This is a genomic window from Bacillus sp. BP-3 (genome assembly GCF_028401955.1).
GTDB lineage: Bacteria > Bacillota > Bacilli > Bacillales > Bacillaceae_G > Bacillus_A.
In genome coordinates this window covers 434,731-447,152 of record NZ_JAQOTJ010000003.1, presented here as the reverse complement: position 1 = coordinate 447,152, position 12,422 = coordinate 434,731, and the positions used below count along the sequence as shown (strand labels likewise).

The 12,422-nt window shown below is 37.0% G+C and carries 14 protein-coding genes; all 14 read left to right on the top strand.

Annotation, left to right across the window (positions count from 1 at the left end):
- Window positions 1–308: transposase (locus PLX19_RS07690; RefSeq protein ID WP_272187912.1), on the top strand; the 308-nt coding region annotated here is incomplete at its 5' end.
- A 275-nt stretch (window positions 309–583) separates the two neighbouring features.
- Window positions 584–1,171: a DUF2441 domain-containing protein gene (locus PLX19_RS07685; protein WP_272187911.1), complete on the top strand. Its 588-nt coding sequence runs from the start codon at window positions 584–586 to the stop codon at window positions 1,169–1,171.
- A 118-nt stretch (window positions 1,172–1,289) separates the two neighbouring features.
- A complete protein-coding gene (locus PLX19_RS07680; RefSeq protein WP_272187910.1) occupies window positions 1,290–1,499 on the top strand; it encodes a hypothetical protein in 210 nt (69 codons plus the stop codon).
- A gap of 478 nt (window positions 1,500–1,977) precedes the next feature.
- Window positions 1,978–2,370, top strand: a complete 393-nt coding sequence (locus PLX19_RS07675; protein ID WP_272187909.1) for a GtrA family protein — start codon at window positions 1,978–1,980, stop codon at window positions 2,368–2,370.
- A gap of 254 nt (window positions 2,371–2,624) precedes the next feature.
- On the top strand, window positions 2,625–3,356 hold the full coding sequence (locus PLX19_RS07670) for an ABC transporter ATP-binding protein (RefSeq protein ID WP_272187908.1): 732 nt from the start codon (window positions 2,625–2,627) through the stop codon (window positions 3,354–3,356).
- Window positions 3,353–4,372, top strand: coding sequence for an ABC transporter permease (locus PLX19_RS07665; RefSeq protein WP_272187907.1), 1,020 nt, complete (start codon window positions 3,353–3,355; stop codon window positions 4,370–4,372). Before PLX19_RS07670 ends, PLX19_RS07665 begins: the two co-directional genes overlap by 4 nt.
- A 23-nt stretch (window positions 4,373–4,395) precedes the next feature.
- A complete protein-coding gene (locus tag PLX19_RS07660; RefSeq protein ID WP_272187939.1) occupies window positions 4,396–5,049 on the top strand; it encodes a TetR/AcrR family transcriptional regulator in 654 nt (217 codons plus the stop codon).
- Between the two features lie 4 nt (window positions 5,050–5,053).
- The gene (locus PLX19_RS07655) at window positions 5,054–6,022 is read left to right on the top strand and encodes a YbgA family protein (RefSeq protein WP_272187906.1); all 969 of its coding nucleotides are present in this window, start codon (window positions 5,054–5,056) and stop codon (window positions 6,020–6,022) included.
- A gap of 213 nt (window positions 6,023–6,235) precedes the next feature.
- Window positions 6,236–7,381 (top strand): acyl-CoA dehydrogenase, encoded by a 1,146-nt coding sequence (locus PLX19_RS07650; RefSeq protein ID WP_272187905.1) that lies wholly within the window; start codon window positions 6,236–6,238, stop codon window positions 7,379–7,381.
- Window positions 7,382–7,395: 14 nt separating this feature from the next.
- Window positions 7,396–8,733 carry an acetyl-CoA carboxylase biotin carboxylase subunit gene (locus tag PLX19_RS07645; RefSeq protein ID WP_272187904.1) on the top strand — a complete coding sequence of 446 codons (1,338 nt, stop codon included), beginning with the start codon at window positions 7,396–7,398 and terminating at the stop codon, window positions 8,731–8,733.
- Window positions 8,734–8,761: 28 nt separating this feature from the next.
- Window positions 8,762–8,977, top strand: a complete 216-nt coding sequence (locus PLX19_RS07640) for an acetyl-CoA carboxylase biotin carboxyl carrier protein subunit (RefSeq protein WP_272187903.1) — start codon at window positions 8,762–8,764, stop codon at window positions 8,975–8,977.
- A gap of 21 nt (window positions 8,978–8,998) precedes the next feature.
- Window positions 8,999–9,910 carry a hydroxymethylglutaryl-CoA lyase gene (locus tag PLX19_RS07635; protein ID WP_272187902.1) on the top strand — a complete coding sequence of 304 codons (912 nt, stop codon included), beginning with the start codon at window positions 8,999–9,001 and terminating at the stop codon, window positions 9,908–9,910.
- Window positions 9,911–9,914: 4 nt separating this feature from the next.
- A complete protein-coding gene (locus tag PLX19_RS07630; protein ID WP_272187901.1) occupies window positions 9,915–10,703 on the top strand; it encodes an enoyl-CoA hydratase in 789 nt (262 codons plus the stop codon).
- A 2-nt stretch (window positions 10,704–10,705) separates the two neighbouring features.
- Window positions 10,706–12,247, top strand: a complete 1,542-nt coding sequence (locus tag PLX19_RS07625) for an acyl-CoA carboxylase subunit beta (RefSeq protein ID WP_272187900.1) — start codon at window positions 10,706–10,708, stop codon at window positions 12,245–12,247.
- Window positions 12,248–12,422 lie beyond the last annotated feature (175 nt).

Genomic DNA, 12,422 nt, shown 5'->3' with positions numbered 1-12,422 from the left:
AAAAACTATATAAAGTACGGTGTTCTACTATTGAACGGAGTTTTGCGGATGCCAAGGAACTACATGGCTATCGATATACTCGGTTTCGAGGGCTGAAGTCTGTCCAAATGCAAGCATATCTTACCGCAGCTTGTCAAAACATGAAAAAAATAGCCCTTCACCTGACCAAAAGCGGTCAGGTGAAGGGCTATTTTTCTTATTTTTATCATTTTCTAGTTCTTTTGTTCATTAACAAATCAATAATTCCCAGAGTGTCGGAAACCCTGAAGGGTTTCCCAACACTCTGGAAAAAATCCCGTTATATATAACGGGATTTTTTAATTTGAAGGTATAACAATCAGTTATTCACCAATTATTGTATATAAAAAACGATACTCCAAATAGGAGTCCCGCCACATCACTATCCAGCTAAGATAGATTTGTATCCACTTATTTTATTAATTGTGGTGCGTAGTCTTTTGTAGAGGGGATTCAAAAACTACCCTATTAAGGGGGAATTTTCCCCTTATCACCTCTATTTGTTGGTATAATATGGTGTATTGTATGATATAGCCAATACAATGAACATCAATAGGAGGCAGGCATGAAAGAGAAGTATGTTTATCACATTGTTACTAGGAAAAAAATGAATCTTGGGCAGATTATTAACTTTGACAAGAAGCAAAACAATACCTTATATCACTTCTTTTTTGAGAGGGAACAATTGAATGCTAAAGGTGAGGACTTCATTCAGATTTTACAAAATCATTATACAGATAAAGGCTTGAACTTGAATAAAGAAAATACTGAAGTAGCTATTAAATATGTAGACCAAACAATCAGAGCGATTAGAGAAGTGATAGTAGAAATGGTTAGACTACAAGAATATCCTGACTATCCTTCGAGGCTGTCTTGCTTATACGCTGCGAAAAACTATGAAGACGCTTTGAAATGGAAAGAATTATTTGATTCTTACAATCGGAACGTTTTGCAGATTGTTAAACTTCGAGTTATTGGGAATTCTTTTGAGGGAGATGGAAACCTTTTACCAAAGGAAGATGGGGCTCCTTTTTCTCAAAAAATTGAACAGGCTAGAGAATATTGGAAGGGTAATGTGAAAAATGAGCTTCCCGAGCTTTTGATTAACGGAACAATTGAAGTGGTAGAAATTATTAATGATTTCTCAGCTTAGATTCTAGAAAAGTCTCATATATTTATTTGTAAAAAATTACGAATTAGAGATTGGTATTTCTTTGGACATTAGGAGAATCTTTAGAAATTGCTGTTTAGGAATAAAGGAGTGAATGAATATGAATCGAAAAATAAAAATCTTAAAATACATTATGATTCTAATGGCTTGTCTTGCTGTATTTGGTACAGTTTTACCAAATGCATTAGATCCAAACGAAACAATGGCTGGTAAAATTTCGATTGCAACTTTTGGTACAATAGCTACTTGTTTACTATTTTCTATTACTTATTTTATTTTAAAAAAAGCTATTTTAAGAGGAGAAAAATAGTATGGGGAAAATTTATATAAATCCACTTTAATTTTTCGACATATAGGTTGCTGCTATGCAGAGAAAAAGGAAACTGTACTCGCTTGCTATCTCTGGTTTTCACTGCGTATGTGGCAGAAAAAGGCCCTGACCGCTTCTATGCATGACCAGATGCTCTTGACCATCTAAAAAAATGGTTTTATGTCGGTTTTTTAATTTAGATTTATATAGAATTAGAAATTATCAAATAAGAAGCAAAAAAGTAATTAATCTTATTGTTTCATGAGTTTGCTATGTAACGTAGTAAAGTAAAAAAGCCATTGGAATTATGCTTATTAAAATTAAAAAGTTCTCCCGTGCACTCTCAATATATATTGAATTACGATAACCTTGTATTAAGCATGCAATCTGTACGACTGTAACTTTCATATGTTAGAAATCTCTTTATATGGTATAATATGGTATAATATGGTTCAGTTTGCGCGTATGGAGGATGACAATGAACAATAATTACAAACAAATAGCTAGATTTGTTTTGGTAGGATGTATGAATACAATAAACTACTGGCTACTTTATTTATTATTTACTCATGCTTTTCATTTTCGTACTTTAACAGCACATAGTATAGCCTTTATCGTGAGTATGATTGGTTCTTTTTTTATGAATACATACTTTACGTATAGAACAAAAGTAACATTAAAGAAGTTTTTCCAATTTCCGTTAACTTACATTGTAAACTTTATCATTACGACAATTAGTATTTATGTTTTAGTTGATGTATTGAATTTTAATAAAGATATTGCACCTTTACTATCATCTGTAATTGCAATTCCTTTTACATTTGCAATATCAAAAAAAATATTAGTTACAAAAAAAGAAGCTGTTATGTAAAATTATTACAAAAAATTCTTCAGCATTTATGTTGAGGAATTTTTTTATTTTAAAGCGGTTCTTTAGTCTGCATTTCTTGGATTCTAATGGAAATTCATCTCGTTTTTTGTTTTGTTGAGTTTTCTTGTTGAAGATTACAAGCATTAAAGAAAAGGTGTTTGTAACTAACAATAAAAGAATCTTTTGACATTGATGATAATTAGGTTAAAATAAAAGTGAGTACTCACTCATTAAAATGAAGAGGAGGAAAATTTATGTCTCTAAAAAATGAGGCAGTATCGCTTAAAGGTGTTTCAAAGTATTTTGGAAAGAAACAAGTGATTCAAGATATTTCATTTTCTGTCCGCGAAGCTGAAATTTTTGGTTTAGTTGGCCCTTCGGGGTCTGGAAAGACGACTCTTATTAAGATGATTGCTGGTATTAGCGAATCGACATCAGGAGAAGTAACGGCACTGCAAACGGTTATGCCGGATTTGAATGGAATGAAGCAAATTGGATATATGGCGCAAGCTGACGCATTGTATGAGGAGTTATCTGCTTATGAAAATGCTGATTTTATCGCGACAATGTATGGATTAAAGGGAAAACAAAAGAGAGAACGTATATTTGAAGTATTTGAGCTTGTACAATTATCTGAGGATGCCAAAAAGCAAGTGCAACATTTTTCAGGTGGAATGAAGAAACGCTTATCACTTGCTATGTCACTTTTACATGAACCAAAGCTTCTGATTTTAGATGAACCGACTGTGGGGATTGATCCTGTTTTACGAAAATCAATTTGGGGTAAGTTTTATGAGCTGAAAAGACAAGGAACAACCATTATAGTGACAACGCACATTATGGATGAGGCAGAGTTTTGTGAACGTCTTGGTTTAATTCGTGAAGGGAAGTTAATCGCAACTGGTTCTCCGATAGAATTAAAAGAGCGAACAACATCTGGACGTATTGAGGATGTCTTTTTATTGGAAGGAGCAGTGGAACGATGAGAGTATTTGGAGTTGTTCTTCGTATTATTCGTCAGTTTTTCCGAGATAAACGGTCGCTTGCGCTTATGTTTGGAGCACCGATGCTTCTTCTTTGGCTGCTTGCACTTGTATTTACACAAAAAGACTACAAGCCTCATATTGCTTTAGTTGATGTACCGGCACCAATTGTAGACGCGATGAAAAAACAAGATGCTTCATTTTATGAATACGATAAAGAAAAGGCACAAGGTAAATTAGAAGATCAAGCAATTGATGCAGTAGTTACTGTAGAACATGGAAAAATGAAAGTAACGTTAGAAGGCAGTGATTCATCAAAAAATCGTGCGGTTATGCAAATTTTGCAAAAAAGTATGGAGAAAAAAGAAACGATGACTATGAAGCCAGATGTTTCTTTTTTACATGGATCAGCTGATTTTACAATGTTTGATGGATTAGGTCCAGTATTGATTGGTTTCTTCACATTTTTCTTTGTCTTTATTTTATCAGGAGTTTCATTTGTCAGGGAGCGTTTAAGCGGTACATTGGAACGTTTATTATCAACTCCAATTCGGCGCTGGGAAATTGTTGCGGGTTATATTATTGGATTCGGTATTTTTGCGTTTTTCCAATCCGTCCTCATTGTTAGTTTTTCTGTGTATGTTCTTGATTTATATGTTGCAGGTTCACCGTGGCTGACGTTACTGATTACATGTATGCTTTCATTAACAGCATTAACGCTTGGAACATTTTTATCAGCGTATGCAAACAATGAATTTCAAATGATTCAGTTTATCCCATTAGTTATCGTACCGCAAATTTTCTTTTCTGGTTTATTTCCGATTGAGTCTATGAATAAGTGGTTACAACTATTAGGAAAGTTATTTCCATTAACATACGGTGCAGATGCGATGCGACAAGTTATGATTCGAAATCAAGGATTTAGCGAAATTGCTGGTGATCTTGGTGTTTTATTATTATTTGCGATTGTATTTACATTAGGTAACGTGTTTGCTTTGAAGAAGCATAGAAGAATATAATGGAAAGAAAAAAGGAGTATGTTATGAAAGAGGATTGGCTAGAAGAGTTAATTGCCGCCACAGGGACAGATAAGCGTAATGAACGGCAAATGCGCATTTTAGAAGCGGCAGTAGATATGTTTAGTGAAAAAGGATATTCGGCAACTTCAACAAGTGAAATTGCGAAGCGTGCTGGTGTAGCAGAGGGAACAATTTTTCGTTACTATAAAACGAAAAAAGATTTGTTGTTAGCGGTTGTGATGCCGACGTTAACGAAGTTTGCCGCTCCGTTTTTTGTGCAAACTTTTGCGAAAGAAATATTTGAAAATACGTATGATTCGTATGAAAACTTTTTACGTACGGTGATCCGGAATCGCTTTGAATTTGCGAGAAAACATTTTCCAATGCTGAAAATTTTAATACAAGAAGTACCGTTTCAACCTGAATTGAGAGATGAAATCCAGCAGTTACTCGCAAAGGAAATTTACGCTCGTTTTGAAAAAATTGTGAATCACTTTCAGGAGCAAGGACAAATTATTGAACTCCCAACACCAACAGTTTTACGATTCACCTTATCAGCTGTTATCGGCTTAATTTTAACTCGTTTTTTATTACTACCTGAAGAGAAGTGGGATGATGAGGCTGAGATCGAGTCTACCGTTCAATTCATTTTATACGGGCTAACACCTCGGAGGTAATCATATGAGACAATTTGTAAAACCAGCAGTTGTCGTAAGTAAATGTTTAGAATTTGAAGCATGTCGTTATAACGGTGATAAGCTGTCCGATGCAACAGTACGTAATCTACAGCCTTTTGTAGAATTTATTCCAGTTTGTCCAGAAGTGGAGATTGGACTTGGTATTCCAAGGGAAACAATTCGTATTGTGGAACATGATGGAACACAAAAATTAGTGCAACCATCAACGGGTGCTGATTTAACGGAGAAAATGCAGCAATTTTCAAATGTATTTTTATCTTCTATACCGGATGTGGATGGTTTTATATTGAAAAATAGGTCGCCAAGCTGCGGAACGCGTGATGTGAAAATATATGCTGGATTAGGAAAGGCACCCACAAAAGGCAAGGGCGTCGGGTTATTTGGTAGTGCAGTTTTAGCGAGGTTTTCACATTTAGCGATTGAGGAAGAAGGAAGATTGTCGAATTTTATCATTCGCGAACATTTTTTGACGCAACTATTTACAATTGCGCATTTTAAAGCGTTGAAGAAAAATAAAAACATGAAAGCATTAATTGAATTTCAGTCCGATCAAAAGTATTTATTCATGGCATATAATCAAACGAAGCAAAAAGAATTAGGGCGTATCATCGCGAATAAGGAAAAGTATTCGATTGATGAAGTGTTTGCAAAATATGAGGAGATATTGTACGTATTGTTAAATCGTACACCGCGGTATACATCAAATATCAACGTATGTCAGCATATTTTCGGGTATTTTAAAAATAAATTGAAGAAAGAAGAAAAAGATCATTTTCTTTCTTTACTCAGTAAGTATGCGGAAAAGAAAATACCATTAAGCAGTTTACTGATTATTTTAAAATCATGGGCAATCCGATTTGAAGAAACATATTTACTGAGACAAACATATTTTGAACCGTATCCAGAAATGTTAGTGGAAATCACAGATTCTGGAAAAGGTCGGGATTATTAAACAAAAAACTGCATAATTCGACTTTTTTATTCCTATGTTGTTGTAGAACAATGTAGGAATTTTTTTGTGCATTAGTACAGATTCTGTTTTACAATTAAATTGTGACAGAATTGTAGCAATCATCTTACTACTATTCATTCTTTTTTTAGAGTAAAGTTTGTACAATATACGCGCACGCTGTCGAAATAACGAATTCGATAAGGGGTGTGACAAATGGAATTTACTCTTACTAGAGAAAAACAAATGATCAAAGAAATGGTGCGCGACTTTGCTGAAAAGGAAATCGCTCCGAAGGCTGTGTATTACGACAAAACGGCAGAATTCCCATATGAAACGTTTCAAAAGATGGGCGAACTTGGTTTGTTAGGAATCCCATTCCCTGAAGAATACGGTGGTTCTGGCGGCGACACGTTATCATACGCACTAGCAGTTGAAGAGATTGGCCGTGCATGCGGTGGTACAGGATTAAGTTATGCGGCAACAATCTCATTGGGTGCTTCTCCTATTTATTATTTTGGTACAGAAGAACAAAAACAAAAATATTTAGTTCCAATGGCATCTGGAAAGACACTTGGTGCATTCGGATTAACGGAGCCAAATGCTGGGTCTGATGCTGGTGGTACACAAACGAAATCAGTATTGGATGGAGATGAATATGTCATTAGCGGTGAGAAGTGCTGGATTACAAACGCTGAGTATGCAAATACAATCATTGTAACCGCTATCAATGGCGTGGAGGAAAGCGGAAAAAAACGAATCTCTGCTTTTATCGTTCCGACAAATAGCGAAGGACTAACAATTTCTAGTCCGTACGATAAAATGGGCGTTCGTGCTTCCAATACATGTGAAATAGTTTTAGATGGTGTTCGTGTACCGAAAGAAAATATTCTTGGGGATGTAAATAAAGGATTTAAACAATTTTTATATACGTTAGATGGTGGTCGTATTTCGATTGCTGCATTAGCAGTAGGGATCGCACAATCTGCATTTGAGCGTGCACTGCAATATGCGAAAGAGCGCAAACAATTTGGTCGTTCTCTATCAAACTTCCAAGCAATTCAATTTAAATTAGCAGATATGGCAACAGAAATTGAATTAGCACGCAATATGGTGCATAAGGCTGCTTGGTTAAAAGATAATGATAAATCATTTGGAAAAGAAGCTGCGATGGCAAAACTTTTTGCGTCTGAAACAGCAAGCCGTGTATCTAACCAAGCGGTGCAAATTCATGGCGGTTATGGATATATGCGTGAGTATGAAGTAGAGCGTCATATTCGTGATGCAAAGCTATTAGAAATTGGTGAAGGTACTTCTGAAATTCAACGTCTCGTTATTTCAAGACATTTAGGATGTCGCTAAGGGGAGGGTTCACTATGTTTCGAAAAATATTAATTGCCAATCGCGGTGAAATTGCTGTTCGTATTATAAAAACGTGTGAAAAACTTGGAATTCAAACTGTAGCAATTTATTCAGAAGCTGATGAGGCTGCCCTTCATGTGAAGATGGCAAGCGAAGCGTATCCTGTCGGAGGACCACGCGTTCAAGAAAGTTATCTAAATCTTAAAAAAATTATTAAAATTGCAAAAGAAACAAAAGCAGAGGCAATTCATCCAGGTTATGGATTGTTGTCAGAAAACACAACATTTGCAGCTCGTTGTGAAGAAGAAGGCATTGTCTTTATCGGTCCTTCAAAAGATGTCATTGCAAAGATGGGAAGCAAAATTGAATCTCGTAAAGCAATGTTAGCGGCTGAAGTTCCGATTGTACCTGGTATTTCATCAAGTATTCCGACAGTTGAAGAAGCAAAAGAAATTGCAAGCCAAATTGGCTATCCACTTATGTTAAAGGCATCCGCTGGCGGCGGGGGCATTGGTATGCAAGTGATTGAAACTGAACAAGCGCTCACTCAAGCTTTTGAAAGTAATCAAACGCGTGCTAAAAATTTCTTCGGCAATGGAGAAATGTATATGGAACGATTGATTACAAATGCGCATCATATTGAGATTCAAGTTCTTGCTGATAAACAAGGTAATACGGTGTATTTGTGGGAACGTGAATGTTCGGTGCAGCGCCGTAATCAAAAAGTAATTGAAGAGGCTCCGTCTCCATTTTTAGATGAGGCAACACGCAAAGAAATGGGGGAGGTTGCAGTAAAAGCGGCGAAAGCGCTCGGTTATACGAATGCAGGAACAATTGAATTTCTTGTTGATGATGAGAAAAATTTCTATTTCTTAGAAATGAATACGAGATTACAAGTAGAACATCCAGTAACAGAAGAAATTACTGGTCTTGATTTAGTTGAGCAGCAATTGAGAATTGCATCAGGCGAAACCCTTTTGTTTACACAGAATGAAGTAAAACGTAGTGGTCATGCCATTGAAGCACGCATTTATGCTGAAGATCCAAAAACATTTTTCCCATCACCAGGGAAAATTACCTCCCTGTCTCTTCCAACATCAGTGCGCATTGATCATTTCTTAGAGGATGGTGTAGCAATTACACCGTTTTATGATCCGATGATTGCGAAAGTAATTGCACATGGGGAAACGCGAGGAGAAGCAATCCAAAAGCTGCAAGCAGCTCTAGAAGAACTTAAAGTAGAGGGGATTAAAACAAATACGCCGATGCTTCTACAAGTTTTAGAAGATGAAGTATTCCAAGGTGGCATTTACACAACAAGCTTTGTAACAAAGCAGCTTGTGAAAAAATAAAAGTTACGAAATATAAAGGGGGAAATAAATGATGACAAAAGTATATGCATCGATGGCAGGAAATGTTTGGAAAATTGTAGTTGGTGTAGGAGATATAGTAGAGGAAGATCAAGATGTCGTCATTTTAGAATCTATGAAAATGGAAATTCCAATCGCTGCAGAAGAAGCGGGCACAGTCATGAAGATTCTTGTGCAAGAAGGCGATTTTGTTAATGAGGGAGATGTATTGTTAGAAATCGAATAGTGAGAAACGGGGTGCAAGCGATTGAAATTACCTTCTTTTGCTTCTATTAAAGAAGTTGGACCGCGTGATGGTTTGCAAAATGAAAAGAAAATTGTTAGTACAAAAGATAAAGTGAAATGGATTTATATGCTAGCAGACGCAGGTCTTTCCTATATTGAAGTTTCATCTTTCGTTCACCCTAAATGGATTCCTGCTTTAGCCGATGCACAAGGTGTGTTTGCTGCGCTTGAGCGGAAACCGCATGTTACATATGCAGCTCTCGTTCCAAATCAGAATGGTTTGGAACGGGCGTTGTTGCAAGATGTAGATGAGGTGAACGTCTTTTTATCTGCTAGTGAAACACATAATAAGAAAAATATTAATAAATCGATTGATGAAGCACTTTCTGTTATTGAAGAGGTAACGAAACAATCATTATTTGTTGGGAAAAAGGTACGTGGTTACGTGTCGACTGTATTTGGTTGCCCATATGAGGGCGAAGTGAACGTTCATACAGTTGATGAACTTTGTAACAAATTGTTTTCATACGGCATATATGAAGTATCGCTTGGGGATACAATCGGGGTGGCAAATCCAGTACAAGTAGAGCGTGTACTAGAGCACCTACTTCCAAAATATGATTCTTCTAAGTTTGCAATGCATTTCCATAACACGTACGGCATGGCACTTGCGAATGTAGTCAAGTCATTAGAGTGTGGTGTTACAACTTTTGATAGTTCATGTGGTGGCCTTGGCGGATGTCCGTATGCACCTGGTGCATCTGGAAATGTTGCAACAAATGATTTAGTTCATATGCTTCATAAAATGGGTATACAAACTAACATAAACGAAGAAAAGCTATTACAAGCAACAAAATTTATCCAAAGCAAGCTAGGTACGCAGATCCCGAGTCATGTATACCGCGCTTTGGAACATAAAACAGTGAGTAGGTGATCTAATGTTACAGCTGCAAAATATTTCAGTTGATTATGTAACGCCTCATATTGTGAAAATCACATTAAATCGTGAAGGGCAAGCAAATGCTTTATCACTTGCTCTTTTAGAAGAACTACAAGATACATTAAGTCGCATTAACGAAGAAAACGATGTCCGTGTCGTAATGATTACAGGGGCAGGTACAAAAGCATTTTGTGCAGGTGCAGATTTAAAAGAACGTGCCAATATGAATGAAGAACAAGTGCGTGATGCGGTTGGAATAATTCGCTCTACTATGGATATGGTAGAACAATTATCGCAACCTGTTCTTGCAGTGATAAATGGAATTGCGCTTGGGGGCGGGACTGAATTAAGTCTTGCTTGTGATATTCGCATCGCTTCGGAAACAGCAAGTCTTGGTTTAACAGAAACATCGCTTGCGATTATTCCAGGAGCTGGTGGGACGCAGCGTCTTCCGCGTTTAGTTGGAATGGGACGCGCAAAAGAATTAATTTATACGGCTAGACGTATTTCGGCTGAAGATGCAAAGGAATACGGACTTGTTGAATATGTTACACCTGCTGAAGAATTGGAAGAAAAAGCAGTTGAAATTGCTAAAAAAATTGCAGCGAATGGTCCAATTGCAGTTCGCCGTGCAAAAGAAGCGATTACAAACGGGATGCAAGTAGACTTGCAGACAGGGTTACAAATGGAAAGGCAAGCGTATGAAGGTGTTATTCATACGAAAGACCGCTTAGAAGGACTACAAGCATTTCGTGAAAAGCGGAAGCCGATTTATAAGGGGGAATGAATATGCTAGATCAAAAACAACAATCTCGTACATTAGAAGAGCGTGTAGAAACGATAAAGCAAGGCGGTGCACCGAAATATCATGAACAAAATGCGGCAAAAGGTAAATTATTTGTTCGTGATCGTCTTGCGCTTTTGTTTGATAACGGTGAGTACGTAGAAGATGCATTATTTGCAAACTGTGAACGAGAAGGATTGCCTGCGGATGGAGTTGTTACCGCAACTGGTAAAGTAAATGGCCGCACTGTTTGTGTAATGGCAAATGATTCTACTGTAAAGGCAGGATCATGGGGGTCTCGTACAGTAGAAAAGATTTTACGTATTCAAGAAACAGCTGAAAAATTACGTGTACCGCTTTTTTATCTTGTTGATTCTGCTGGTGCGCGTATTACAGATCAAGTTGAAATGTTTCCAGGTAGACGCGGGGCAGGGCGCATTTTTTATAACCAAGTGAAATTATCTGGAAAAGTACCACAAATTTGTTTACTATTCGGTCCATCTGCTGCAGGTGGTGCATACATTCCTGCTTTCTGCGACGTTGTAATGATGGTTGAAGGAAATGCATCTATGTACCTTGGTTCACCTCGTATGGCTGAAATGGTAATCGGTGAAAAAGTGACATTAGAAGAAATGGGTGGAGCACGTATGCATTGCTCTGTATCTGGATGCGGAGATGTACTTTGCAAAACAGAAGAAGATGCCATTTCAAAAGCACGTCACTATATTTCTTACTTTCCAAGCAACTACTTAGAAAAAGCTCCAATGACAGAACCTCAAGAACCGAAAGAATTCGAAAAAACATTAGAACAAATTATCCCGGAAAATCAAAATGCACCTTTTAATATGCACGATCTAATTAAACGTGTAATTGATGAGGACTCTTTCTTTGAAGTGAAAAAGCTATTTGCACAAGAACTTATTACGGGCTTTGCGCGTATTAACGGTATGTCAATTGGGATTATTGCGAATCAGCCTCGTATGAAAGGCGGCGTATTATTCCATGACTCTGCTGATAAAGCAGCGAAATTTATAACACTATGCGATGCTTACCACATTCCGCTTTTATTCTTAGCTGATGTACCAGGCTTTATGATTGGTACGAAGGTAGAGCGAGCTGGTATTATTCGTCACGGTGCGAAAATGATTTCCGCTATGAGTGAAGCAACTGTGCCGAAAATCTCTATCGTTGTAAGAAAAGCATATGGTGCTGGTTTATATGCGATGGCAGGCCCTGCATTTGAACCTGATTGCTGCCTTGCTCTTCCAACAGCTTCAATTGCGGTAATGGGACCAGAAGCAGCGGTAAACGCAGTGTATGCAAATAAAATTGCAGCACTGCCAGAAGAAGAGCGCCCAGCCTTTATCGCGCAAAAGCGTGAAGAGTATAAGCAGGACATTGATATTTATCGTCTTGCATCAGAGATGGTTATTGATGGTATCGTTCATCCAAATCAATTACGCACTGAATTGAAGCAACGTTTTGAAATGTATATGAGTAAATATCAAATATTTACAGATCGTAAACATCCAGTTTATCCAGTATAAAAATGTAAAAAACATAAAATCCTTTTCTTTTTAGATGGATGAGAACGTCTGACCGTGCATAGAAGCGGTCAAATCCTTTTTTTGCTACGTGCGGTGCAAAAACAAAGAGAGAAAACAAGTGTAGATCCCTTTTGCTTTACTTAGTAGTGGATCAGATGTTGAAACATCGAAATAA